At 42.6% G+C, this 26,641-nt stretch carries 21 protein-coding genes; 11 read left to right on the top strand and 10 right to left on the bottom strand.

The window, feature by feature from the left end:
• Positions 1-288: 288 nt before the first annotated feature.
• On the top strand, positions 289-1,293 hold the full coding sequence (locus DP116_RS09970; protein WP_169155041.1) for a DUF1517 domain-containing protein: 1,005 nt from the start codon (positions 289-291) through the stop codon (positions 1,291-1,293).
• Positions 1,294-1,366: 73 nt separating this feature from the next.
• Here the strand turns inward: DP116_RS09970 and DP116_RS09965 are convergent, their stop codons facing one another.
• Positions 1,367-3,232, bottom strand: coding sequence for a bifunctional serine/threonine-protein kinase/formylglycine-generating enzyme family protein (locus DP116_RS09965; RefSeq protein ID WP_169155040.1), 1,866 nt, complete (start codon positions 3,230-3,232; stop codon positions 1,367-1,369).
• 328 nt (positions 3,233-3,560) lie between these two features.
• Positions 3,561-4,373: an ABC transporter permease subunit gene (locus DP116_RS09960; RefSeq protein WP_169155039.1), complete on the bottom strand. Its 813-nt coding sequence runs from the start codon at positions 4,371-4,373 to the stop codon at positions 3,561-3,563.
• Positions 4,374-5,124: 751 nt separating this feature from the next.
• Here DP116_RS09960 and DP116_RS09955 point away from each other — a divergent pair.
• The 4 genes from DP116_RS09955 to DP116_RS09940 all read left to right on the top strand — a co-directional run bounded on the left by DP116_RS09955 (position 5,125) and on the right by DP116_RS09940 (position 9,640).
• Positions 5,125-5,355, top strand: coding sequence for a hypothetical protein (locus tag DP116_RS09955; RefSeq protein WP_169155038.1), 231 nt, complete (start codon positions 5,125-5,127; stop codon positions 5,353-5,355).
• Positions 5,356-5,477: 122 nt separating this feature from the next.
• Positions 5,478-5,708 carry a hypothetical protein gene (locus DP116_RS09950; protein ID WP_169155038.1) on the top strand — a complete coding sequence of 77 codons (231 nt, stop codon included), beginning with the start codon at positions 5,478-5,480 and terminating at the stop codon, positions 5,706-5,708.
• Between the two features lie 286 nt (positions 5,709-5,994).
• A complete protein-coding gene (locus tag DP116_RS09945) occupies positions 5,995-8,148 on the top strand; it encodes a peptidase domain-containing ABC transporter (RefSeq protein WP_169155037.1) in 2,154 nt (717 codons plus the stop codon).
• A gap of 67 nt (positions 8,149-8,215) precedes the next feature.
• Positions 8,216-9,640, top strand: a complete 1,425-nt coding sequence (locus tag DP116_RS09940; RefSeq protein WP_169155042.1) for a beta-barrel domain-containing protein — start codon at positions 8,216-8,218, stop codon at positions 9,638-9,640.
• Positions 9,641-9,967: 327 nt separating this feature from the next.
• Here the strand turns inward: DP116_RS09940 and DP116_RS09935 are convergent, their stop codons facing one another.
• The 4 genes from DP116_RS09935 to DP116_RS09920 all read right to left on the bottom strand — a co-directional run bounded on the left by DP116_RS09935 (position 9,968) and on the right by DP116_RS09920 (position 15,599).
• Positions 9,968-10,810: a hypothetical protein gene (locus DP116_RS09935; protein WP_169155036.1), complete on the bottom strand. Its 843-nt coding sequence runs from the start codon at positions 10,808-10,810 to the stop codon at positions 9,968-9,970.
• 681 nt (positions 10,811-11,491) lie between these two features.
• Positions 11,492-13,597 carry a M3 family metallopeptidase gene (locus DP116_RS09930; protein ID WP_169155035.1) on the bottom strand — a complete coding sequence of 702 codons (2,106 nt, stop codon included), beginning with the start codon at positions 13,595-13,597 and terminating at the stop codon, positions 11,492-11,494.
• 202 nt (positions 13,598-13,799) lie between these two features.
• Positions 13,800-14,840 (bottom strand): ABC transporter ATP-binding protein, encoded by a 1,041-nt coding sequence (locus DP116_RS09925; protein ID WP_169155034.1) that lies wholly within the window; start codon positions 14,838-14,840, stop codon positions 13,800-13,802.
• 66 nt (positions 14,841-14,906) lie between these two features.
• Positions 14,907-15,599: an EAL domain-containing protein gene (locus DP116_RS09920; protein ID WP_169155033.1), complete on the bottom strand. Its 693-nt coding sequence runs from the start codon at positions 15,597-15,599 to the stop codon at positions 14,907-14,909.
• A gap of 144 nt (positions 15,600-15,743) precedes the next feature.
• Here DP116_RS09920 and DP116_RS09915 point away from each other — a divergent pair, with 144 nt between their 5' ends.
• Positions 15,744-15,980, top strand: a complete 237-nt coding sequence (locus tag DP116_RS09915; protein WP_169155032.1) for a ChpI protein — start codon at positions 15,744-15,746, stop codon at positions 15,978-15,980.
• Positions 15,980-16,318, top strand: coding sequence for a type II toxin-antitoxin system PemK/MazF family toxin (locus DP116_RS09910; protein ID WP_169155031.1), 339 nt, complete (start codon positions 15,980-15,982; stop codon positions 16,316-16,318). The genes DP116_RS09915 and DP116_RS09910 overlap by 1 nt, the downstream gene beginning before the upstream one ends.
• A 175-nt stretch (positions 16,319-16,493) precedes the next feature.
• On the opposite strand, the gene DP116_RS09905 is transcribed toward DP116_RS09910, so the two are convergent.
• A complete protein-coding gene (locus tag DP116_RS09905) occupies positions 16,494-16,844 on the bottom strand; it encodes a histidine triad nucleotide-binding protein (protein WP_169155030.1) in 351 nt (116 codons plus the stop codon).
• A 191-nt stretch (positions 16,845-17,035) separates the two neighbouring features.
• Between DP116_RS09905 and DP116_RS09900 the strand changes: the two genes are divergently transcribed.
• A complete protein-coding gene (locus tag DP116_RS09900; RefSeq protein WP_169155029.1) occupies positions 17,036-20,635 on the top strand; it encodes an NACHT and WD40 repeat domain-containing protein in 3,600 nt (1,199 codons plus the stop codon).
• Positions 20,636-20,992: 357 nt separating this feature from the next.
• On the opposite strand, the gene DP116_RS09895 is transcribed toward DP116_RS09900, so the two are convergent.
• Positions 20,993-21,169: a hypothetical protein gene (locus DP116_RS09895; protein WP_169155023.1), complete on the bottom strand. Its 177-nt coding sequence runs from the start codon at positions 21,167-21,169 to the stop codon at positions 20,993-20,995.
• Positions 21,170-21,257: 88 nt separating this feature from the next.
• Positions 21,258-22,121 (bottom strand): hypothetical protein, encoded by an 864-nt coding sequence (locus DP116_RS09890; protein ID WP_169155028.1) that lies wholly within the window; start codon positions 22,119-22,121, stop codon positions 21,258-21,260.
• Between the two features lie 531 nt (positions 22,122-22,652).
• On the opposite strand from DP116_RS09890, the gene DP116_RS09885 reads away from it, so the two are divergent.
• Positions 22,653-22,838 (top strand): hypothetical protein, encoded by a 186-nt coding sequence (locus DP116_RS09885; RefSeq protein WP_169155027.1) that lies wholly within the window; start codon positions 22,653-22,655, stop codon positions 22,836-22,838.
• Positions 22,839-23,084: 246 nt separating this feature from the next.
• The gene (locus tag DP116_RS09880) at positions 23,085-23,243 is read left to right on the top strand and encodes a ribbon-helix-helix domain-containing protein (protein ID WP_169155026.1); all 159 of its coding nucleotides are present in this window, start codon (positions 23,085-23,087) and stop codon (positions 23,241-23,243) included.
• A 163-nt stretch (positions 23,244-23,406) separates the two neighbouring features.
• On the opposite strand, the gene DP116_RS09875 is transcribed toward DP116_RS09880, so the two are convergent.
• Positions 23,407-23,592 carry a CopG family transcriptional regulator gene (locus DP116_RS09875; protein ID WP_169155025.1) on the bottom strand — a complete coding sequence of 62 codons (186 nt, stop codon included), beginning with the start codon at positions 23,590-23,592 and terminating at the stop codon, positions 23,407-23,409.
• A gap of 1,448 nt (positions 23,593-25,040) precedes the next feature.
• Between DP116_RS09875 and DP116_RS09870 the strand changes: the two genes are divergently transcribed.
• Entirely contained in the window at positions 25,041-26,573 is a 1,533-nt protein-coding gene (locus DP116_RS09870; protein ID WP_169155024.1) for a YifB family Mg chelatase-like AAA ATPase, read from the top strand.
• The last annotated feature ends 68 nt before the right edge of the window (positions 26,574-26,641 follow it).

The raw sequence follows: 26,641 nt of genomic DNA, 5'->3' as shown, positions 1-26,641 counted from the left end.
GTGCAGATACCAATTCTGGCACAACGAAGAGGGAACTCGGTTTGTGAAGATTGAATTTAGAAGTTTCAATGGCTTGTGATGTACGGTTATCTACTCCAGAAATCCGCCCAAAGCATGCTGCCCGTACAATACAGTTGACGGTAAATTGGAATTGTAGTCTGTAACTGGAGAGCAAGTGCCAACGACTGTTTAAGGCTACGGGCTGGCGTTATTAAACAAGCACAAAACTCCAACCAGCATGGGGAGATAAAGATAACCAAATACTGTTTTTCAAGCCACTGTGTCGTCATGCGTAAAAAACTACAACAAGCTACCAAACCCCTTTTAAAATCTCTGCTCCTCCTATGCCTTGTTTTTACATTGGCATTCAGTCACACTGATGGAGCGCTAGCCGCCAGTGGGGGTAGAATCGGCGGTGGTTCCTTCAGAATGCCCTCATCAAGTCGTCCCTACTCCTCACCTCGCACCTACGCACCTCCTGGTGGAGGTTATGGCGGGGGTTATTATGCTCCCTATCCTGGCGGTGGTTTTGGCTTTCCCTTCCTGCTTCCGTTCTGGGGTATTGGGGGAGGATTTGGCGGTTTGTTTAGCATTTTAATTTTCATTGCGATCGCCAACTTCTTAGTGCGAAGCTTCCGTCGCGTTGCGTCTAATAATAGTGAAGCGGATTACAACAGTGAAGTCGGCTACAACAGCAACCCTTCTGTTTCCGTAACTCGTTTACAAGTTGGCTTGTTAGGTAGCGCCCGTGGTTTGCAAACCGAACTCAACCACATTGCTGAAACTGCTGATACGAACTCCCCAGAAGGTAGAGCAGAAATTCTGCAAGAAGCCAGCCTAGCTTTGCTACGCCATCCGGAATATTGGGTTTACGCGGGTGGTGGTACCGAACAAGCGCGTTTAAACGCAGCTGAAGCTCAATTCAACCGTTTCTCATTGGCAGAACGCAGCAAATTCACAGGAGAAACTCTTTCTAATGTGAACAACCAGCTCAAAGCAACTGCTCCCAAAGATGCTTTACCTGGTGGTGGTGAACTCGACAACCCAACCCGTCTGATCACTGAAGGACCTGGAGAATATATTATCGTCACTTTACTAGCTGCAACCTTGGGTAAACTCCAGCTAGGCGACATTAACAGCGCTGACGATTTGCGTCAAGCTTTACGTCAATTTGGTAGTATTCCTGGAGAGCAATTGCTTGCAATTGAAGTTCTTTGGACTCCACAAGCTGAAGGTGATACCCTCACCTCTGATGATGTCCTCGCGGAGTATCCAGATTTGAAATTAGTTTAAGGCGTTGTGTAGTCAAAGAATAACTTTTGTGGGGTGGGCAAGATGCTCACCCGTATTTTTTTGTTTTAAGATTTCAAACAGACCAACTCGCCACTACCCGAAACCCGCATATCCTCAGCCCGCCATCCGGTTCATTCCAGCTACGACTGGCGCTACGACAAAGCGCAGAACTAAAACTCCAAGAACCACCGCGAAGCACGCGACGATTATCGTCCCCACCAACTTCCCAAACAGATCCATCTGTGGGTGCGCCATCGTAATTTTTGTGCCAAGGATCAGCACACCACTCCCAAACTAACCCATGCATATCATACAAGCCAAAGGCATTTGCCACCTGAAAACTACCTACAGGTGTTGTTTCTTTTCGGTTTTTGGCTTTTTGTTCCCAAGTGTGATCGTCACTACAGTTTGCTAATTCAGTCGTAATTGTTTCGCCAAAATGGAAGGGTGTCGTCGTTCCAGCACGACAAGCATACTCCCATTCGGCTTCACTGGGTAAGCGATATTGTCGTCCAGTTTTTGCAAACAGCCTAGTACAAAATTCTATTGCTTCGTGCCAAGAAACGTTTTCAACTGGTCGATTTGCACCTTTAAATTTTGATGGATAAGGATTTAAAGATTGTTTGACTTTAGGTAAAGCTGCGACTGCTTTCCATTGTGCTTGGGTGACGGGAAACTTGCCCATAAAAAAAGGTTTGATACTCACTGGGTGTTGTGGACGTTCATCCGCATCCCCATCATTGTCTTTTGAACCCATCATAAAAGTATCGCCAGGAATTCCTACCATTTCCAACGTCACTTGGCTTCCCAAGTTTTCTGCATAAAACTTTGCACTTCGACACTCACGCCTGATTTCATGACCTTGTGCGTCTACTGTCACCACATCAAAATTAAAGGTTTGTAAGGAGTCGAGTTCTGAAGAAGCTTTTAGTTCAGAAATTGGCGTTGTGACTTTCTGTTGTTCAAATAATGGTGATTGAAATTGAGGAATTGCCACAATTTGTTGTGCAAAAAATTTTGTTGCATTCAATTCTTGCAAAACTTCTGTTGCCGATTGATATCTATCTTTTGCCAAATGTTTCAGCAACTTATCCAGAATTTCCCTCAAGTCGTTGCTAATAGTAATCCCTTTTTCCTGTAAATACTCTCGCCATAACCATTGACCATTCATGGGGTTGTAAAGAGTGTCTTGAATCTGTCCTCCATCAGGATTTTGTATAGGCAAACATTGAGTCAGAAGACGCGCACAAGTGACTCCTAAAGCGTATAAATCACTCGCCTGACAAGCAAATCCAGCCATTTGCTCGCTAGGTGCATAACCGATTGTATATAGCACTGTAGCTTGTCTTGATAAACTGGTTTGCGTCACCTGCTTAGCACCACCAAAGTCAATCAAAACGAGTTTGCCATCAGTTTGGCGGCGGATAATGTTTTCTGGTTTAATATCCCGATGAATAACGTTACGCTCGTGAATGAATTGGATAACAGGTAATAAATCTTCTAAAAGTTCTCGAATTTTCTTTTCACTAAAAGGTTGTTGCTGAAGTTCTTGTAACAGAGTTTGCCCTTGAATAAATTCTTGCACCAGATAGAGACTAGAACCTTGTTCAAAGTAAGCAAGTAATCTGGGAATTTGCCAGTGATTTTCTCCCAGTTCATAAAGTCGCTTCGCCTCTTCCTTAAACAATTGTGCAGCTTTTGTACGTTCTGAAGTCCCTTGAACTTGTGGGAAGAATTGTTTGATGACGCATGGAGCATCTAGTCTATCAACGTCTTCGGCTGCATATGTTCTACTAAATCCACCTTCGCCTAACAATCTCAAGACACGGTAGCGGTTCCTGAGGAAATTGCCAAAGTTGTTTTGTCCACAGCTGGTGCAAAATCTATTGCTGTCAGAGTTGAAGGGATTGGAGCAATTGGGATTTTGACAAATTTGCATAGTGAGCCATGTATCGCATCTTGTCCAAAGTTGGCTCTAACTTGAGCTGTTAAAATACAGAAATCTATATTGACATACACATTTCTGACTATCTGTTCACACCCACAACACAAGGTAGACAGATGAAAAAGTTCTGTGTATCTGCCTATGTAGGGTGAAAAGTTTCTAAGTTAGAAGTTTCTAAATATAAGTATATATGAGCGCAAGGATTCCCATTCTATAAAAGAATATTATGATAAAACTCCTAATATTGTCAAGTGCTTTGAAAAATTGATCGGGATCATGACCAATAACTAATAACTAATGACCAATGACTAATGACTAATGACTAATGACTATTTTTTCTTTGTCCTGAAGCGCGAATTAATTCAGCTATAAAAGCGACAATCCCAGAGACTAAAATCAAGATAACACTGAGAGCATTAATATCTGGTTTGACTCCTGTTCTGATGCGGCTAAAAATTTCCATTGGTAGGGTGTTGGAACCACTACCAGCAGTGAAACTGGCAATGAGAAAGTCGTCTAAGCTGAGGACAAAGGCTAGTAAACAACCAGCTATAATACCAGGCATTAACTGAGGTAATAAGACTTTGATGAAGGCTTGCACTGGTGTTGCTCCGAGATCCAGTGCTGCTTCTTCTAAATGGGGATCTAAATTAGTTAGTTGAGAAGACACAACAAGACCAACATAGGCAAGACAAAAGACGACATGAGCACAAACGATTGTCCAGATGCTTAAGGGAATGGCAAACGCTGCTAGAAAAACTAGGGTAGCGACTGCGATCGCAATATCAGGAATAATCAACGGTAAGTAAGAAACACCACGATACACGCTCTTACCCAAAAACTGATAACGCGCTAACCCCACTGCCATCAACGTTCCTAGTATTGCAGAAATCCCTACTGCACAAAAGGCTACTATCAAGCTGTTTTGTAAAGCTGATAAAATCCGCTCATCCCTAAACAACTTGCCATACCATTCCAAAGTTAATCCTTGCCAACGTGCACTGTAAGGCGACTGGTTGAAACTATAAAACGCCAGTACCAGTATAGGCAGGTACATGAACACAAACATGAGCAGTGAGAAAACCGCTTGCCATGTAAAGACACGCGGTTTCTGACGAGATAGATTTATCTTCATGTTTTGTTGTTTCAATTTCGCACTATTATACCATCTTTTGAGACAATGACAGAACCTAGTAGTTCGCCACAGCAACTTTGCCAAGTAAACTCATTTTTAGACTCATCCTCTTTTCTCTTCACTCTGCGCTCTGGAGCGCCTCTGCGGTTCGTTCCTTTACCCCTCAAAGTTGCCTTGGTGGAGTACTAGTACTCCACCACACAAATTTTGACAGGTTATCACCAAACCAGGTAACTTTGGCGAAACCCGGTTTCTAGTCGTCACGATCCATCAAAGTTGGTCTGGTGAATCACTAGTCATGATTTCGCAGCTAACCAGTACTGGTAATTTTTCGTAAAAATGCTTGTTTGCGAAACCACAAGGTAATGAAAGTTCTGAGTAGCAAACGATGAGTTTCAAGTCATTTTTTTGACTAACAGCCAATTCTCTTTGGCACATTTCTTTCAAACAAAGCTTAGTAATATTACACACTCAATATTTTTTAAATTGAGTTTAGGCTAACGCTAGCGCATGGCAAAAATTTTTCTAAGTGTAATATAACGGATGCACCTCCTTAATTATTCATAATAATTATCAACAAACTATCTACTTACCTAAGTAAGTACATTTGTTCATATTGTTTACGTTAAACCCAGTATTAGATCTTTTCAGACGGTAATTTTTAATGCTACATTTTCAGTATCGGAAACAAAGACATCGGTTTCCAGATAACTCAAATCAATTCAGTCGATTAACTTAAGGGAAAAAAGTCATGAATCCACTATTCACTGAAATTGCAGAATCTCAAGCAACCAGCGTTGTCGGTGGCGCTTACAAGAACACAGCTAAGACAAAAGCTTCATCAGGGGCTAGCACTGAGTCTCCAATCGGCTTCGCCAGTTCTTTTACTATTACAAGCACATTCATAACTGACTCCTCTGTGAGTTCGGTATCAGAGTCTGAGGCAAACATTGACTATATCCCCGAATTTGCAGAGGCGTAACAGCGATCACGCGACTTCTTAAAACAGTAAGAAGTTGACTGGTATTGCATCCTTTGTACACTCGGTGTCGGTTTCGAGATCACTTAAATCAATTCAGTCGATTAACTTGAGGGAAAAAAGTCATGAATCCACTATTCACTGAAATTGCAGAATCTCAAGCAACCAGCGTTGTCGGTGGCGCTTACAAGAACACAGCTAAGACAAAAGCTTCATCAGGGGCTAGCACTGAGTCTCCAATCGGCTTCGCCAGTTCTTTTACTATTACAAGCACATTCATAACTGACTCCTCTGTGAGTTCGGTATCAGAGTCTGAGGCAAACATTGACTATATCCCCGAATTTGCAGAGGCGTAACAGCGATCACGCGACTTCTTAAAACAGTAAGAAGTTAGATGGTATTGCATCCTTTGCACACTCCTGTCGTTAATACTGGGTATGTATCAACGGCAGGAGAATATCAATTAACACTCAGGCGTGGGCAACAATGGTTTCCATCTTTCTTACTCTCTGTAATTGTACCACGCCCTTTGTCTTTTTTGAACGCGATGCGTGAATGTTTGAGAAGCGAGTGATCACTGTTTAGTGTTGAGTGTTCACTAATGATTTCAAACACAGAGGACGTAGAGACAAGCATTTCTTTATGAAATACGCTCATATTTTACAATACAGTGAAGAAGACTGCGGTGCTGCTTGTCTAGCTTCTATCGCCAGACATCATGGACGTACTTTCACATTGAATCACATCCGTGAGATGGTGGGCACTGGACAATTAGGCACAACTTTATTAGGGCTGAAACGAGGAGCAGAAACACTTGGGTTTAATGCTCGCCATGTGAAAACTTCGGCAGAATTGTTAAATCGGATGAATGAAGCGCCCTTACCAGCAATTATTCACTGGAAAGGGTGTCACTGGGTTGTTTTATACGGCAAGAAAGGCAAAAAATGTGTCGTCGCCGATCCAGCAGTAGGAATCCGTTATCTTTCTAAAAAAGATTTAGCCGAGGGTTGGACGGATTGGTTGATGCTTTTGGTAGAGCCAGATCCAGTTCGCTTTTTTGCCCAAAAGAACGATCAGGTTGGGGGCTTTTGGCGTTTTTTCCGACGTGTCTGGATTTTTCGCGGAATTTTGGCGCAAGCTTTGCCGTTAAATTTCATCTTGGGATTATTATCTTTAGCTTCTCCTTTTCTGCTGCAAATCCTGACTGATGATGTGCTGGTGCGTGGTGATACGAGGTTACTGACGACTGTGGCGATCGCCGTCGTAGTCATGAATTTAATTGCTAGCAGCCTTTCATGGGTGCAATCTAACTTAATCGCTCACTTTGCCCAACGTCTGCAATTAGGGCTAGTCTTAGAATTTGGAAGAGCTATTCTGCGATTACCTCTTTCTTACTATGAATCTCGACGCAGCGGGGAAATTGTGAGTCGGTTGCGAGATATCAACGAGATTAATCAGTTAGTTGCTCAAGTTGTTATCTCTCTTCCCAGTAGATTTTTTATTGCAGTCATTTCTTTGAGTTTGATGGTTTTCTATAGCTGGAAACTGACTGTAGTAGCGATGTTAATCTCTGTGGTGATGAGCCTATCTACAATAGTGTTTCAGCCTAGTTTACGGCAAAAAACCCGTGAGCTTTTGGTTACAGAAGCAGAAACACAAGGCATTTTAGTAGAAACATTTAAAGGCGCACTTACCCTCAAAAGCACCACAGCTGCACCCCAATTTTGGGATGAATTTCAAACCCGATTTAGCCGTCTTGCTACCCTCACACTCCGGACTGTTCAGATTAGCATTATCAACAATAGCTTCTCTAGTTTAGTTTCTGCTATTGGCAGTATTATTTTACTATGGTTTGGTGGGAATTTGGTGAGTAACCCAGCGGAGAATTTAAGTATCGGGCAATTGCTAGCATTTAACTCGATGAATGCTAATTTCCTGGGCTTAATTAGTACTATCATTAATTTTGTTGATCGATTTACCCGTGCCAAAACTGCCACACAACGCCTCACAGAAGTTATAGATGCGACCCCAGAACATAGTGAAGATGACGCCAAAAAGCCATTTGCTCGAATACAACCAAATGCCGATATTATTTGTCGTCAAGTTAACTTTCACTATGCAGGTCGGCTTGACTTATTAGAAGACTTTTCTATAACAATTCCTGGTGGTAAGGTTGTTGCTCTAATAGGTAAATCCGGCTGTGGGAAAAGCACTTTAGCTAAAATCATGGCTGGGTTATATCCACTGCAATCAGGTAATATTCGTATTGGACTCTATAACCTAGATGATTTGGCTCTTGATTGTCTGCGTCAACAAGTGGTTTTAGTTCCTCAAGACGCTCACTTTTGGAGTCGTTCTATTCTTGAAAACTTTCGCTTAGGAAGACCACAATTAACTTTTGAGCAGATTGTGCAAGCTTGTCAAATTGCTGAAGCTGATGAATTTATTAGTAAATTACCCGACAAATATCAAACTATTTTAGGTGAATTTGGCGCAAATATTTCTGGTGGACAACGTCAACGACTAGCAATAGCACGAGCTATAGCCACAGATCCAGCAATTCTCATTTTAGATGAATCTACCTCTGGACTCGACCCTGTGAGCGAAAACCTCGTGCTGGATAAACTGTTTAAACATCGTCACGGTAAAACCACGATTTTGATTACCCATCGTCCCAAAGTTATTAATCGTGCTGATTGGGTTGTAATGTTAGATCAAGGCAGATTAAAACTTCAAGGAACTCTTTCAGATTTACGCTCAAAAGAAGGAGACCATTTGGACTTTTTGATAGTTTAGTTAATGGCTAATGGCTCAGAGAATAAATTTATAAACTCAAGTAGCAATTAAGAATTAGCAATTAGTCATTATGCATACACATAATCAAAAACTTCTCCCTTCGCATAAAATTTCCTCAGTTGAAAGTGACGGGTTTCTCCCTCCTGTTAGTCCTTGGACATCTTTAGCTGGAGTATTTCTTGTTGGAACTGTCGCTACTATATTTAGCCTCGCCTCTTCTATAAAATACAATGTCACAGTAAAAGCTAGTGCTAATGTGCGTCCCACAGGGGATCTCCGGCTAGTACAACCAGAAATAGAAGGAACTGTTAAAGATATCCTTGTAAAAGAAAATCAAATGGTCAAGCAGGGAGATGCGATCGCCGTCCTTAATGATCAACAACTGCAAATCAAAAAAAGCCAGATCAAAGGCAATATTGAGCAAAGCAAGTTACAACTGATTCAAATGTATGCTCAAATCAAAAGTTTAGATGTTCAGATTCTTGCTGAAAAAAGAGTCATAGAACAGATAATTTCTTCTGCGAAAGCGGAATTGGCACGTAATCAGCGAGAATATCAAGAACGACAAGTTACAACGACAAGCGACTCACTGGTTGCAGAAGCAAATTTGCAGAAAGCAGAAGCAGACTTGCAAAAAGCCAAGGTAGATTTAGACTTTGCTACGGTAGATCGCGATCGCTATCAGCAATTGTCACAAACCGGAGCAATTGGTCGGCGTGAATTTGAACAGAAAAAACTAGTTGTTGAACAAACAAAATTAATACTGCAAGGTCAACAAAAAGCCGTTGATATCGCCAAAGCCAAAGTCAAATCAGCTAAAGCTGCTCTTAATCCCAGCAACGCAACGGTTGACATTGCAAAAAAACGCGTTGACCAAGAAATTGCTAAAGGTGAAGCAACTATCGCGACCTTGATCAAAGAAAAAGAAGCCTTAATTCAACGGCGATCTGAAACACAAAACCAAATCAACCAATCTCGAAAAGACCTCCAACAACTTGATACTCAACTCAAAAGTAGCATCATTCGTGCCACCAGTAACGGCATTATTCTTAAGCTAAATGTCTATAACCCTGGTCAAGTTGTACTAAAGCGCGAAGCTATTGCTCAAATTGTTCCTCTTAATGCTCCTCTAGTTATTAAAGCCATAATTCCTTCTGCTGATGTTAAAAAAGTCGCAGTTGCTCAAAAAGTGCAATTGCGAGTTGATGCTTGTCCCTATCCTGATTACGGAACTCTTCAAGGTACTGTTAGCACCATTTCTCCAGACGCCATAACATCTCAAAGCAATTCAGGTACAGGAACCACTGGTTCTTTAACTGCTGGTACTAGCTACTTTGAAGTCACAGTAAAACCGGAAACACTTTCCTTCGGACATGGTGAATACAAATGCCATCTTCAAGCTGGGATGGCTGCGACAGCTGATATTATTTCTAAAGAAGAGACAGCATTGCAATATCTGTTGAGAAAAGCAAGATTAACAACGGATTTGTGAGTAGCTATTAAATCAGTGAACAGTGAGTCCAGCGCGCATGAGGCGTTCTCCCGCCGTAGGCGACTGGCGTATCTCCTCCACCAGACGCTTCGCTAACGCCTTTGGCGTGCGCTTTGCGCATACCCGAAGGGTGAACAGTGAACAGTGTCAGCGATTTCTTGACCCCCCTTAACTTGGTAACTGATAACTGGTAACTGGTAACTGATAACTGATAACTGGTAACTGGTAACTGTTAATAAGCTCTACTTCTGATGCTAAATCAGTGGATACAGATAGAGTGACCAAAAGTCTGCATCATCGCTTTTGGTCACTATAGCGTATTAACCGTCAGCAGTTACTTTCTTTCAATGAGCGTACTAAAGTAATTGCTTTACGTTTCGCTTTGCCAACAAGACCAACGATGCTACAAAAAGAGAGCAAAGCTAAACTAGTGGAAGGTTCTGGTGCTATAACTCTAGTCCGATTCCTCTTAACTTCTACTAAAGCGACATTTGTTTCGTTGGCAAAAGAACGTTGCAAAGAACCCTGAATGGAAGCTGTAGCAGATTCTTTATTCCCTCCAAAATTAGACGTAGTGACTGGATTACTCAAAGTCACATTGTCGCTTTTTTGAAATGCGATAAAATCGTTATCGCCTAGAGTCTCTACATTTCCTGTTAGGTCGAAGAAATCTAAGACAGTGTTATTCGTGGTGTCGATTAATGCGAAAGATATATCTCCCGCTGCTCTTGCATTTTCTGCTGGTGGATTATCTATTGATGTTTCTAGAGTTAAATTTGTTGTGAAGTCAAAAGAAAAAGGTGTATTCACGTCTACAACAAAATTACCAATAACTGTAGCCTCACTTTCTGCTTGTCCCAAGTAACCTTTGTTTTCGCCCAAGGCTTTGCTCAAAGAAAAATTGGATGCTTCTGGTGGAGTAGGACCAGTTACAAAAGTTGCTGTTGCTTCAGCTAGAGTATTCACCATACCACCCTTGCCAATGGCAAGGGTGTTAGCGTTAGCCTCAGTTCCAATTCCTAATGGTGTTTGATTAATGTTGGTAAAATTGAAATTTCCTTCAGAGTAAGCAAAAGTAGCAGCTTGACTAGGTGCAATTCCTAAGGCAGAACTAGCTATGAATGGCGTAACGAACACCACACGTCGAACAAAACGTAAACGTTGCTTCATACGATTCCTTGCCTAAACTTGGTCATTAGATTGGGTAACTTGGCCTGTAAAAACCTGTACGCAGCACAAATCTGCTTTGAATTTTCAAAGCATCTACTCTGCTGTGTCTGCAGTTATTCTTTTATTGGGTAGATAATGTAACTTATTTGCACCAAGTAACAGCAATAACCGTTACAGTGTGACGATGGTATAGCTCTTATTTTTCAATGCGCATCTGAGTAAGAATATTAACAGAAAAACCTAAGTATTTTCTGAGCTTTTTTGTAAAGTGATGATAATTTTCTTCTTTACCAAAACTTCGTGAAAACACGGACAAAATTTCTGAGTTATTGTGTACAAAAAATGTTAGGGAATAATGGATGCGGGTACTGCTAGAGTTCAGCCACACTAAGTTTGTTTTTCAAGTAGTTCCTCTGCTTGACTAAGTCCGCTATGGCAGGCTTAGTCAGCAGTTCTTATTCACCAGGCTCAAGTAAAGTTAGCTGCGGCTTCATAAGCGCGGTTCTCATTTGAATCGCATACATCACCACGAATAATGTGAAAGTGCATGCACTTTCACAACAGCCGTGTATTGCACCCAACACTACCAAGCGCTATAGTATTCTTGCTTTGCTTTTTGTTTTGATTCATGTTTCCTCAGTTAGCAATATCCATTTCTGTAGCTAACTGAGGTGTTGAGAGTTACGCCGCTGCTGCTAAGCCATTATGCTTGAGCAAAGGTTCAGTACTGGGTTCGCGACCCCTGAAGGATTTAAACACGTCCATTGGATGCTTACTACCACCAAGAGCTAGTACTGTATCACGATAACGGTTTCCTGTATTTTTTATAGCCTTTTCGTTATCTAAACCAGCTTCTTCAAAAGCGGCAAAAGCGTCAGCACTTAAAACTTCAGCCCATTTATAACTGTAGTAACCAGCCGCATATCCTCCAGAGAAAATGTGCCCGAAAGCACATAAAAATGAATCTTCTGGTAGTGGTGGCAAAACAGTTGTGGTTTTGGCAAGGCGATCGCGCACATCTTTTGGAGTCTCCCCGCCACCTGGACGATAGCGGTGGTGCAGTTCTATGTCAAGGCTGCTAAAGTGGATTTGTCGCAACATACCACTACCACTCATGTAGTTCTTTGCTGCCAGTAACTTTTGGTAGTAATGTTCCGGTAGAGGTTCACCAGTTTGGTAATGCTTGGCCATACCGAACAAAGTTGGTCTGTCGTAGCACCAGTTTTCCATGAACTGGCTGGGCAATTCCACCGCATCCCACTCAACGTTATTGATGCCTGCAGCTCCAGCATAGTCTACCTTGGTGAGCATATGATGCAAGCCATGACCAAACTCATGGAACAAAGTCTCCACCTCATAGAAAGTCATGAGGCTAGGCTGATCACCTATTGGGGGAGTTTGGTTGCACACCAAATACGCCACAGGTAAGCGGGTAGTCGTTACTCCATTTTCTGTGACTTTGCCACGGTTAATACAGACATCCATCCAAGCACCGCCACGCTTTTCTTCTGGACGGCTGTAGGGATCAAGATAAAAGTAGGCAATTGGGTGACCTGTTTCGTTAGCAATTTGGAAGTAACGCACATCTTGATGCCAAACCGGGGCTTGCCCATCATTCGGGGTAATAGTGACGCCAAACAGCCGCTGCACCAGTCCAAACAAGCCATCCAGCACTTGGGGAAGTGGGAAATAAGGGCGTAATTCTTCAGCAGTGAAAGCGAATTTCTCTTCTCGTTGACGTTCTGCCCAAAAACTGATGTCCCAGTGCTGCAAATCGTTTGCTTCTGGTGCACCCTTAGATGCAGCAAAGGCTTTGAGTTCTTCCAATTCCTTAATAGCAGCATCATAACTAGCACGACGCAGTTCCTCTAATAAGGACTCTACTGCTTGAACATTAGGAGCCATCTTACTAGCTAGGCTTAATTCAGCATATGTTTTAAAGCCAAGTAATTCTGCTAGTTCTTGACGCAACTCCAAAATGCGTTCAATTAAGGGGTTGTTATCCAACTCATCTGAAGAAGCACGGCTAATAAAGGCTCTGTATAATTTTTCCCGCAAATCCCGTCGGGTGCTATGCTGCATGAAAGGACCATAACTGGGAAAGTCTAAAGTAATCCGCCAAGGACCATTTTCTGGAGTCGCGTTTTCTTCTCCCGCAGCCTGTGCCGCTTGTGCGGCTAAATTCAGTAAACTGGGAGGTAAACCGTCGATTTCTTCTTGATTTGTCAAAGTCATACTAAACGCTTTGGTTGCATCTAGCACATGGTTAGAAAACTTCGTAGACAGTTCTGCCAACTCCATCTGAATGGCATTAAAACGTTCCTTTGCTTCGCCCTGCAAGCCAACACCAGAAAGTTCCGCATCTCGGATCGCCGCTTCTACAATGCGCTGTTGAGCTGAGTCAAGTGTTGTCCAAGTATCACTGGCACGGAGTGCCTTAAAAGCATTATAAATTGGTTGGCTTTGACCAAGCTTGTTGGAAAACTGCACGACGTGCGGCTGTACGCTTTCGTATGCTTGGCGAAGTTCGGAGCTATTTTTCACACCCATCAAATGGTTTACAATTCCCCAACTCCAATTGAGGCGTTCTGTCAGCTTTTCTAGAGGTTCTACTAAACCGTTCCAAGTAGGATTTACATTAGCTTCTAAAGTAGTAAGTTCCTGATCGAGTTCTGCCAGGAGTTGGTTAAATGCTGGTACCACAGACTCTGCTGAAATCTTTCCAAAGGAAGGCAAACCAGAGCCTTTTAATAAAGGACTCTCTGAAAGAATGGCATTTGTACTCATAGTTTTGTCTGAAGAGCGGGTCAATACGCAGTCAAAAGCGATTTTTCTTTAGATATCATCTAATGTAGCAATAGCTTTCTCTCTTGCGGGTGTTTTTTTTGTAAAATTTGTAACATAGGCACTGATTTCCGAATTTGGTCGGTGAGACCGATCACCAAATCAACAAAGGGCACGACCACATTGAAGTAACCAACGAGACAGGTTATTTACTAGGTGCTACGACCACTCCCGCTTGGAAAACTCGCCCAATCACTTCTTCAACTGGCGGTTCTGTCACGGTCAAATCTACAATATCCAAATCTGCTAAAATCTTCGCGACAGTGCGAGTGAGTGCCTCTTGTGGTACCATAAAACACACGGAGCGCCCTTCTATTTGTCGTACATCACCGTATAACATCAGTTTTTCTTTGGGCAGATCATTGGCTAACTCCAAATGAACTTCCCGGTAAGGGGCAAAACTTTCCTGCAAACCATCTAAACTGCCATCATAGATCAAATGTCCTTGGTGAATCAGCAGTACCCGCTGACACAAAGCCGTGATATCTGCCATGTAATGGCTTGTCAACAGCACCGTCGCTTGATATCGCTGATTATAATCGCGTAAGAAATCACGCACCCCCACCTGAGCATTCACATCTAACCCTAGTGTCGGTTCATCCAAAAACAGGACTTGTGGACGGTGTAAAAGTGCTGCTAATAATTCCGCCTTCATCCGTTCACCTAAAGACAGCTTCCGCACGGGTTGCGTTAGTTTTCCTTCCAGCGTCAGCATTTCAGTTAATTCCCCTACCCGTTGGCGGAACTCTTTGTCAGAAATGTTGTAGACAGCAGCATTAATCTTGAGAGAATCTAGAGCAGGCAAGTCCCATATTAGTTGCTGTTTTTGCCCCATCACGAGGGTAATTTTTTGCAAAAACGCTTCTTGGCGACGAAAGGGAATGTGTCCAGCCACTCTGACTTGACCAATAGATGGATGAATCAACCCCGTGAGCATTTTCAGTGTCGTGGTTTTACCAGCCCCATTTGGTCCCAAAAAGCCCACCACCTCACCAGGTGCAATTTCAAAGGAAACATCTTCAACTGCTTTGATTTCTCGGTAAGTGCGGCGGAAAAAGTGGGTCATTGTCCCGACTATGCCTGGTTCCTTAACAGCGACCGGATATAATTTGCTCAGGTTTTGGACTGATATTATACTGTAGTCACTTGCACTTTTGTCACGGTATACGGGAGATTCTGGAGACATAAGCCGCCATATAGAGACGATTTGTCTTTTACTGTAACATTTTTGTGAGTTGCCAAATGGGAAAGATTAGCCCGAATTTCGGTTACTACTTTGTCTCCAATTTAATATCTCAAATATATTTTCACATTGCTCTTTATCCAATCTTGCCTTAATTTCAGGAGTTGCGATGCCAAGACTATGTCCCTGAATGTATTCGACCCCAAGTTCAACCACCAGTTCTCTCAATGAGAAGTTGCTGCACTCATCAAATCCTTCAAGAATTGTAAAACAGTTAAAATCGTACTTTAGATCAACAAGATATTCTATAATACTCCTTCCTAGCTTTTTCTCAAAGTGAAGGATATCTCTGTCAACCTTCACATATGTAGGATCGACCTCTTCTAACCTAGACATGGAAGCATTGCCGACTCCAAAGTCATCAACAGCAAACTTGACGTCGTAATTCTTCCTGTATTTTCTTGCTATACTTCTAAAGCTTTCTAAACCTTTTCCTTCATGATCAACAATTGATGGGAGGAGAGTCTTTTCCGAAATCTCAAGCATGAGTTTCTTTCCTGAGATTAACTTCTGCCTCCTTATAAGTTTTATTAATAAATTCTCATATGCAGTGCGAAGAATACTTGAAGGATAAACATTAATTGAAAGCATTTTTTTATCATCATACCTCTCTGCTTTTGCCTTTTCTGTAGCTTCCTTGTAAGTCTTAAGTGCCGTTTCTAAAATATAAAGATCGAGTTCTGTAATGCAGTTGAATAGCAATGAAGTCGAGTGTAACCAAAGCGTTTCGTAAGCAACTTAGTCAACTTCCTGAATCGCCTATTCTTCTAGCGCAGCACTATTAATATGAGTTGGCATTGATTGCAAGTGATAAGATAGTGGTATAACTTTGGTTATACCATCCCTATGAAAACAGCTATTTCAATTCCCGATAATCTCTTTGAGGCTGCTGAAAGCTTTGCAAAACAAATGGGGTTATCCCGAAGTGAGTTATACGCTATAGCACTTCAAGAGTACTTACAAGTTCATCGTTGCGATCGCATTACAGAGCAGTTAGATGCTGTGTATGCTGACGAAGATAGTAGTGTTGACCCATTTTTCGTTCAGCTACAAGCTCATACTTTACCAAAGGAAACTTGGTAATGCAGCGAGGTGAAATTTGGTGGGCAGACCTTCCAACACCAGTTGCTTCTGAACCAGGATATCGTAGACCCGTTCTAGTTATTCAATCTGATGACTTTAACCGTAGCCGAATTCGCACTGTAATCGTAGCTGTACTAACTACCAACCTTCGGTTAGCTGAGGCTCCGGGTAACGTTTTAGTTACAACTGATGAGACTGGTTTGCCACAAGATTCTGTTGTGAATGTTTCACAAATCATTACAGTCGATAAGTCGTTTTTGACGGAACGGGTAAGTCAAGTTAGCGACCGTGTTATATTGCTAGTTGAAGACGGTCTTCGGGTAGTTCTTGCGCTTTGAGCTTCATAGGATACGCTATCAGCCCTGAGAGTGTCAATCTATGACAGCCTAGATTTATCTATCTAGATAAAAATCTAAATGATATTTTGTAAAGTTTTTTGACTCATTTTTTCTCATAGGGCGCGTTTGTGTAAGTGAAACGCACCCTACGTGTCATATGTTCCCTATCTCTCTATCAACCAGGGGGCCATGCCATCTGGCGTCCACCCAGAATGTGCAGATGCAAGTGGTAAACAGTTTGACCACCATCAGGACCTGTGTTGATGACAACGCGATAGCCATTTGCAAGTCCAGCTTGTTCGGCAACTCGCTTGGCTGTTAATAGAAGATGCCCAAGAAGAGCATCATCACCAGATTCGGCATCAGCGAGTCTGGGTATGGGTTTTTTGGGAATGACGAGAATGTGAACGGGGGCTTGGGAATTGATGTCTCTAAATGCCAGTGCTAAGTCATCTTCGTAAACTATGTCAGCTGGAATTTCTCGACGAATGATTTTGCTGAAAATTGTCTCTGTGGTTTCACTCATATCGATTTACCTGTTCATCTGCTAGAGATTTTATAGGTTTAGTGTTCTTAATGAAATATTCAGTACATACTTGCCAGAGTTGGGAGTGGATCAATTGCCCGGTATTCACGCTGTCAAACTCGGTAAAATTTTTATTTAATCACAAAGCCAAGTCAGTCAAAGTTAAGTTATGATGACTGTATTTTTAATACATGGCTTTACAGAATTGGAGACGCAAGCGCGGCGTTGCACTGACTAATAAGGGTTTGCAAAAACTTCAGGACGCAAAGCGTAAGTTAGAAACAAAGGAAAATTTTGGCAACAGCTACACCCTTGAAGAAATGAGCACACTTTCTGGGTTATATCCCAGTACAATCTCAAAAGTACTAAATCGGGAAGGAGGGGTTGATAAAAAAAGTCTTGAAAAGCTGTTTTCAGTTTTTTGCATAAAAATAGACAAAATTGACTATTTAAACTCAAAAAATTATCTAGATTGGGGCGATGCTACCTTTATATTAGTTTTTTATGGACGTACAGAAGAGCTTACCACGCTACAGCAATGGATTCTTGATGAGCGCTGCCGATTGGTGTTACTATTAGGAATGGGTGGTATTGGTAAAACTGCTCTGTCTGTCAAGCTTGCTCAACAGATTCAGGAAGACTTTGAATATGTTATCTGGCGATCGCTACGAGAAGCCCCACCTATTAACACTATTGTTGCTAACCTGATCCAGGTTCTATCTGCTCAACAGGAAACAGAAAATAACTTACCAGAAAAATTAAGTGAAAAAATATCGCGATTAGTCTATTATTTACAAAATAATCGCTGTTTGTTGATACTTGATAATGTAGAATCAATTCTCCGCAGTGGAAGTCGAGCTGGACAATATCGAGAAGGATATGAAGGGTATGGTGAGCTTTTCAGACAGTTAGGAGAAGCAAATCACCAAAGCTGCTTAGTGCTGACTAGTCGGGAAATACCTCAAGAAGTGGCATTACTCAAAGGACAAACATTACCCGTTCGCTCCTTACAATTAAGTGGTTTAAAGGTGAACGAAGGGCAGGAAATTTTAAAAGTTAAGGGGCTATCTGCAGCAGAGGAAGAATGGAAAGCAATAATTAAACTCTATACAGGCAATCCATTGGCTTTGAAGATGGTTGCTACGACAATTGTTGATGTCTTTGATGGTAATGTAACTGAATTTTTGCAACAGAATACAGCTGTTTTTGGAGATATTCGTGATATTTTAGACCAGCAGTTTGAGCGCTTGTCAGATTTAGAAAAAGAAATAATGTATTGGCTAGTGATTAATCGCGAGCCAGTTTCGCTATCAGAATTGCGAGAAGACATTGTATTACCAATACCACCACAAAAATTACTGGAGGCTTTAGAATCTCTGATTAGGCGATCGCTAATCGAGAAGGCTACCCTGCGGGAAGAGCTTCGCTCTACGCCTATGCTAGTTGAGAAAAGTGCAGCAACTTTCACCCTACAACCTATCGTTATGGAGTATGTCACTCAGGTATTGATAGAGTTGGTTTGTGAAGAGATTGTAACTGAAAATATTAAGCTTTTTAGATACCATGCTCTCATGAAAGCGACCGCGAAAGACTACATCAGGGAAGGTCAAATTCGCCTCATCCTCCAACCAGTCATAGATGGGCTGCTCACTGTTTTAAGGAGCAAAAGAAGCATTAAAAACCAGTTAACCAAAATTTTGGTAAGGCTGCGAGAGGAATCGCCGCAAGAACCAGGGTATACGGCTGGAAATATTCTCAATTTGCTTTGTCATTTAAAGACAGATTTAAGCGGCTATGACTTTTCTCATCTAGCTGTTTGGCAAGCTGATTTGCGGAATGTGAAATTGCACGATGTCAATTTCCAAAACGCCAATCTAGCTAAATCTGTTTTTGCTGAAACCTTCGGCGGTGTTTTGTCAGTAGCCTTTAGTCCTGTTAGCGCAGCGTCCCCGGAGGGGATTGGCGAACTTTTAGCTTTGGGTGATACCAATGGTGAGATTCGCTTGTACCAAGTTTCGGATTGGAAACAACTTCTGTCCTGTAAAAGTCACAATAATTGGGTCACATCGCTTGTCTTTAGTCCTGATAGCAGAACCTTTGCTAGCGGTAGTGTTGACTGTACTGTGAAACTGTGGGATATCAGTACAGCTCAATGCCTACAGACTTTGCAAGAACACGATGACGAAGTTTGGTCAGTTGCCTTTAGTCCGGATGGTAACACGCTAGCGAGTAGTAGTGATGACTACACAGTGAAGTTATGGAGCGTCAGCACTGGTCAATGTCTCAGAACGTTCCAAGGACACACAAGTTGGGTATGCTCTGTTACCTTCAGTCCGGATGGGCAAACGCTCTTTAGTGGCAGTGATGACCACACAGTTCGGTTGTGGGATATTAACATCGGTGAATGCCTCAAAACTTTCCGAGGACACGATGATGGAATAAGGGCAATTACCGTCAGTCGTGATGGTAAAATGCTGGCGAGTGGCAGTGAAGACCAGACAGTAAAGTTATGGGATGTCAGTAGCGGTGAATGCCTCAAAACGTTCCAGGGACATTTCAATGAAGTATATTCAGTCACTTTTAGGTCACAAGGTGATATTCTAGCTAGTGGCAGTTTTGACCAAACGGTAAGGCTATGGAGCGTTAGCACTGGTGAATGCCTCAAAACCTTCCAGGGACATTCCAGTTGGGTATATTCGGTTGCCTTTAGTCCACAGGGCGATCTAGTGGCTAGTGGAAGTTACGATCAGACGGTACGGCTGTGGAGTGTTCGCACTGGTGAATGCCTCAAAACGTTTCAGGGATATACTCATCAGGTACTCTCAGTTGCCTTTAGTCCGGATGGACAGACGCTGGCAAGTGGCAGTCACGATTCTTCAGTGAGGTTGTGGGATGTCTCGGAGGGTAAGTGCCTCAAAACGTTCCAGGGTCATCGTGCTGCGATCCAGTCAGTTGCTTTTAGTCCAGATGGGCAGACCCTAGCAAGTGGCAGTGAAGATCGAACTGTAAGGTTGTGGGATGTTAATACAGGTCAAGTCTTGCAGATTTTTCAGGGACATCGTGCTGCGATTCGGTCAGTTGCCTTTAGTCCTGACGGTCAGACGCTGGCGAGTGGCAGTGAAGACCAAACAGTTAGGCTATGGGATGTCAATACAGGTCAAGCTTTGAGAACTTGCCAGGGACATAGAAATCAGGTCTGGTCAGTTGCCTTCAGTCCTCAAGGGATGATGCTAGTCAGCAGCGCGTTGGAGGAAACACTCAAGCTGTGGGATGTTAGCACTGGTGAGTGCCTCAAGACATTAGAGGGGCATACGGGTTGGGTTTGGTCAGTTGCCTTTAGTCCGGATGGTGAGCTGTTGGCGAGTACTAGTGCAGATCGAACGTTAAGGTTATGGAGTGTCAGCACTGGTGAATGCCTTAGACTTTTGCGGGTGGATACGGGGTGGTTACTATCAGTTGCCTTTAGTCCCGACGGCCGAACACTAGCGAGTAGCTGTCAAGATCACACAGTCAAGTTGTGGGATGTCAGCACTGGTAAATGCCTCAAAGTTTTGGAAGGACATAGGGGGGGTTGGCTCAGGTCAGTCGCCTTTAGTCCGGATCATCAAATTCTGGCTAGCGGTGGTGAAGATGAGACAATTAGACTGTGGGATGTCACAACAGGTGAGTGCTTAAAGATTCTGAAAGCTGAGAAACCCTATGAGCGGATGAACATTATGGGGGTTACAGGTTTAACTACAGCAGCTATTGCTACGCTGAAAGTTTTGGGAGCATTTGCTGGTGAAAAATAGTCTCCGCAAGCAATTATATGAAACCAATGGAGATTTCACCACCGAGAGAGATCAGCTCACCGCAAACCTTGTCTAAAACATCAGCTCACAGCGTTTTTCAAGTAAATAAACCACAGGTAGGGGCAAAGGCTAGCCGTGTCCCTACGAAAATCTGTGGTTCAATTAACTGAAAATAGCTGTAATGAACGGAAAATTTTTTCTGCCCAATAAGTGTTAATCCCTGACTGTCTAACTGTTACGGTAGCTAGGGCTAACCCGCCTTGAAGTTGCTGGGCGCTCCTAGTTTAACAGGGACTAGACAATCAGGGCTACCGACTGTTTCAAGTTTAAGCCACTAAATGGATATAGATGCTGAATCTACATTGAACCGAATTCGGTGTCGCTTGGCAATCCTTGCGGGAATTGTTTCTTCATAATTCTTTCCAAATCATCAAGTTCGATGCCATTCAATATATCGAAACAGGTCTCAAGAAAGTAGCTGGTGAGATCCTGGCTCAAAGATTGCTGCTCAATAGTGATAGTTGCCGTGGTCATTGTTGAATTCTCCTTAATGTTGTTTGGGACAGTACACTATGGTGTCTTAGATAAACTGTCTAAGGCTCTCGATTTTTTGCGTCAGCGGTTAACCAGCAGATTTGACTTGCACAAGTGTACGTAACTCTAGCGGTTTCAATATATGCTGGAGTTCCTCGTCTGATATGTAGTCCTCCTTGGGTGGGCTAAAGCGCAACAATGCGGTTTCATAACAGGCTCTTGCTACGCGGGTAAGCTCTTCAGAAGACAGATGTGCAACAACCTCAACAGTCTCCTCTACATGCTTCACTTCAGCACCAACACCGGTATGTATCCGCAGCCAGCGTGTGGCATGGGTACCCGACGGTAACAAAGCCTCTACACTCTGGATGTACTGCTCCCCTTGAAATGTCCCTAAGCGTTCGGCTGTATAAAAAAAACCAACGCAACCAATTGGATCGGTCGTCTGCACGCTTTGGAAAAAGTAATCTACCAAAGCCTGTATAGGAGATGGCACAAGCGCTTGCACTACAGCCTCTGCGTCATATCCCATCGACTGGATATCAAGCAGGGCAAGTCGGTCATGACCCGCTTCCTCTCTGGCTTTCTGTGCAGCCCACTGTGCCAAACTCTCGCGACCAGATGCAGCGAAGCGGTCTCGCGCTTCCTCCATCAGTCGTGTGGTATGGCGGCTTGAATGGTAGGCACCTGCCATTCGCCATACCCAACGTGTACGGGTCAGGGCTGGTGGTCTGCGGCTCGACTTTATATTCCTCCAGGCTAATACTATTGCCCTGTCTAAAAGCTTCTGGGTTTTAGCTATGCTGTCTGCGTCAATCATCTTTGGGATGAAGGAATCGCCGCTCCCCGTAGAAGCGGGTCGATGCACCAAAGCGCGGTTGGCAGTCTCCACCGCTACTTCGTTAGGCATAATACACCCCGATTCAGTATCAATGAAAAACTCATTACGCATGGTTCGTTTTGCACTCCCATATGTTTGAGCATCTTAACCAGTGCCTCTGCTACCAAAAGATATGCAGATGCCTTGTTATGAGATGGTTTTTTGGGTAAATTCAACTGTTCATGCTGTATTCGCTTTTAGATGCTTCAATTTCGCATCCATAGCGGGTAAAGTAAATCCTCAAATTTGATTCTTTTATTTTTATTTAAATAAAGAATAACATAAGAACGACATGATCCGACAAGTTAAGGAGATACAAAAAATAAAATGCCCCTCAACTAGCATGAGTAGGATTGCTTAAACCCTTCAAAATTGAGCTATTTGAGTTAATACCCTTTTGCTGTAACGATTCTTTAAGCACGAACATGCGAAAAAAATATCCAACCTTGTTTCCCACCCTTCAAGCGGGAAACAGCCCTTACCTGTTAATCAGTCGTAGTTCCGTTGTTGTAAAGTGCGTGCCCGTATCTCCTGCACCAGACCGCACGGTACAGGCCTTAAGCCGTGCCGCAGGTATAGGGCTTAGGTTGGACATTTTTTTATTTGGATTATGCAGAGATTTTAATAACCCCTTGGCTGATGCGATCGCCCTTGGCGCGCCCTACGCCCGAGGCACAAAGTGCCTCCCCTGAACTTCGTTCAGGGAACCAAGCTTCGCTTGGTTGGGCGTATACGGGCGATCGCTATGGCTTTTTCCAAAACTCATGGGAAAAATTCAGTCCTGGATAGGCTTTGACATTTTTTGAGGATGTCTAAAACCATATAACGAAAGTTGAAAGGATAATACAGGAGATTGCAGGTAAGTAATGAACACGATCTGCAAGGCATCGATTCACGAAGTGACAAAAAGATATTTTCTGGCTCAAGTAAACCTTGTTGCCTAGATACTTCATATGGTTTCATAATTGTATTCTATAGAATGCAGATTTTTGTTGTGTGTTCCAGAAATTTGTGTAATACAACTAGATTTTTACCATGAATAAAAAATGGGCAGTCAAGCGAATCACCGTAAACTTGGCATTAAATGAGGCTTCCAAGCTTGAAAAGTATTGTGACCAGACAGGGAGACCAGCTACAGATGTGATTCGGGAACTGATTCGAGCGTTACCAGTGACGAGGTCTGAAGTACAATGAGCACTGGGTTTCTTTTTGATACTAACAGGCGACTTTTTCTCTATTGTGTTTTGCACTTAGAGGTGTGATCGCCCTTACAATCTGTGACTTTTACTTTTCTTTAGATGGTATACCCGACCTACAACCCTTCTAGACGCTAACGTTTCACAGTTGGTGTGGAAAGTTAGGTTAAGCATAACTCTTGAATAAGTTCCCGAATTACATCTGTAGCTGCTTTGCCTGTCTGATTGCAATACTTTTCTAGCGTCGAAGCTTCACTTGGTGTCAAGTCTACGGTGATTTCTTTGACTGCCGATTTTTGACTGAGGGTTGCAGAACTGGGAAATGTATGGGCGGCTGGCTCGTTCATTATTTCTATATTTTTATTAAGATTACTAAATATTGCCAATTCTGAACCATTTTTACCAGGGAAAATCTAGATTTTGAGATTGAACTTAACTCTTAAGAAACACAGGGAACTCTTAACAGGGAACAGGGAACACCCGAACGCTTAACTCTTAAGACTGAAGAAGGAGGATGCTGTTTCTTTCATTCATAACGAGTGGCGCGCCGCCCGTGGGGCGCTCTTAAGAAACACTCTTAACGCTTAACTCTTAACACAGAATTTGGGGGATGGTGTTTCTTTCATTCGTTGGGGGCGTGTAATCGCGCCCCTTGGGCGCTCATATGGTACTTCTCGTTTGAATGAAGTACAGATTTATCTGTGCACCTAACAAACTTGCTTGCCTCAGTTACTTATGTTTTTTATTTGACTCAAAATGAAACGCTTACGTACTCTGGCACTGAGTTATAGTTTTCCTCTGTTTGTATGAAACCACCCTACTTTGCTACGAAGGGATACGAGTAAAGGAATAAGACAAGTAGCACTCAATACTCTTCTTTCGCAACTAAAAAATAATAAGGACACAAAATGGCTAGATCAGTGCTCAAGCTATGTGTTTTATAAAACATACAGTATCAAAGTTACTACATAGAAAAAGTTTTTGGAAAAACAAACGGAATTTCTACACTTTAAGTAAAAGAAAGATAAGCAATCAATTCAGTATATTTAAACAAAAGTTATAAATAACACTAACAAGATTCCTTGTGTGCTTCAACAAACTTTTTTACATATCTATTTAAGTTGATTCTTAACTTCCTGATTTTCACTTGCTTAAAGTTTGCAAAAATGTATTGTAAAGCTAAAAAAACTTCATCGCTTTATACGTATTGATTTCAACCGTTTGACTGGTCAAAAGATAAAACCTTAAGAAGTCAGAAGGTATCCCCAAGAATGAATTCGGGGCATTTAGTAAAGTTTGGACTCTATTATTTCTCTCCAGAAATAAATTCAGGGAGTGAGACCCTTGTGCACAGTGCTGGCTCACTGATAACTGATAGCTAATAACTGTTTAATAGGCGATCGCACCACTAATTGTCAACTCAGTGTACGGTAACGCTGTTTTGAACAAGGTCATTGCTATATACTCCTTGAATCGTTATAAATTGTCTAAAGCTCTCGATTGATTTTCTCAAAGACTAATAATGAGATTTCACTTGCTGCTTGTGAGCTTCTCACGCTTCGCTTGAAAACCGCCAGGAACATATGAAAGAAACACCATTCACCTTTGCATCTATAGCGAGCAAAGTAAATCTACAAATAATATTTTTTTTAAGCAATAAAATATTATTACAATAACAGCATCATCTGTGAATGATTTTGCTGAAAATTGTCTCTGTGGTTTCACTCATGCCAATTTACCTGTTGATCTGCTAGAGATTCTATAGGTTTAGTGTTCTTGATCAAATATTCAGCACATGCTTGCCAGAGTTTGGAGTGGATCAATTGTCGGCATTGACGCTGTTAAGGTGGGCGTTGAAGTGGACGTTTCAGGAGGTTTGCCGGGAATTGTCGTTTTAGGACTTCCAGACACAGCGGTGCAAGAGTCTCGGGAAAGAGTCAAAGCAACTCTAAAGAATGCTGGTTTTGCCTTTCCTATGCGAAAGATTGTCATAAATTTAACACCTGCTGATTTACGCAAGGAAGGTCCATGTTTTGATTTGCCTATCAGTGTGGGAATTTTGGCGGCTTCTGAACAAGTTAGCGCTTATTTGTTAGGAGACCATCTTTTTCTAGGTGAGGTGTCTCTGGATGGTGGTTTACGCTCAGTTGCAGGTGTCCTACCGATCGCTGCGACTGCCCAAAAGATGGGAATTACTGGTTTAGTTGTCCCTGCTGATAATGCACAAGAAGCTGCTGTGGTCGAAGGATTGGCAGTTTATGGCTTCAAAAATCTATCTGAGGTCACTGATTTTTTGAATAATCCAGGGCGTTACAAACCTGTACAGTTGGATAATACTGTAGAGAGGATACAGGCAATGTCTCTGGAAGCAGCTGATTTGAATGATGTCAAAGGACAAGCTCATGCTCGTCGTGCTTTAGAAATTGCGGCGGTTGGCGGACATAATTTAATTTTTGTGGGACCGCCTGGTAGTGGTAAAACCATGCTGGCGCGACGTTTACCAGGTATTTTGCCGGGATTGTCTTTTTCAGAAGCGCTGGAAGTGACTCGCATCCACTCGGTCGCTGGTTTGTTGAAAAATAGAGGATCATTGGTGCGCGATCGCCCTTTTCGCAGTCCCCATCACTCGGCTTCTGGTCCTTCCCTCGTCGGTGGCGGTAGCTTTCCTCGCCCTGGTGAAATTTCTTTATCACACAGAGGTATTTTATTCCTAGATGAGTTAACAGAATTTAAAAGAGATGTTTTAGAATTTCTACGTCAACCTTTGGAAGATGGCTATGTGACGATTTCGAGAACGAAACAATCTGTCATGTTTCCAGCTCAATTTACTTTGGTTGCGAGTACTAATCCCTGTCCTTGCGGTTACTACGGAGATACGATTCAGCAATGCACCTGTTCGCCAAGGCAAAGAGAACAATACTGGGCAAAACTTTCTGGACCTTTGATGGATAGAATTGATTTGCAAGTTGCAGTCAATCGCCTCAAACCAGAAGAGATTACTCAACAACCGACAGGAGAATCATCAGCAACAGTGAGGGAACGAGTGCAACAAGCACGCGACTATGCATCCCATAGATTTAAAAATGAACAAAATCTTTCTTGCAATGCTCAAATGCAGAGCCGTCACCTCCAGAAATGGTGCAAACTAGATGATAGTAGTCGCAACATATTAGAAGCGGCAATTAGAAAATTGGGTTTGTCGGCAAGGGCGAGCGATCGCATTCTCAAAGTAGCCCGAACTATTGCAGATTTAGCTGGGGATGACGAGTTAAAGGCACACCACATAGCTGAAGCCATTCAATATCGCACAATCGATAGAATGCAATAATATCATGTTCGGATGAACACTTATAAAAAACGAAGAACCTCACCCCGCCCTCTGGGCACCCCTCTCCT

Origin of the sequence: Brasilonema bromeliae SPC951 (assembly GCF_012912135.1) — a bacterium.
GTDB classification, from domain to species: Bacteria; Cyanobacteriota; Cyanobacteriia; order Cyanobacteriales; family Nostocaceae; genus Brasilonema; species Brasilonema bromeliae.
Note: the sequence above shows the minus strand (reverse complement) of the source record. Positions and strands in the feature narration are given on the sequence as shown.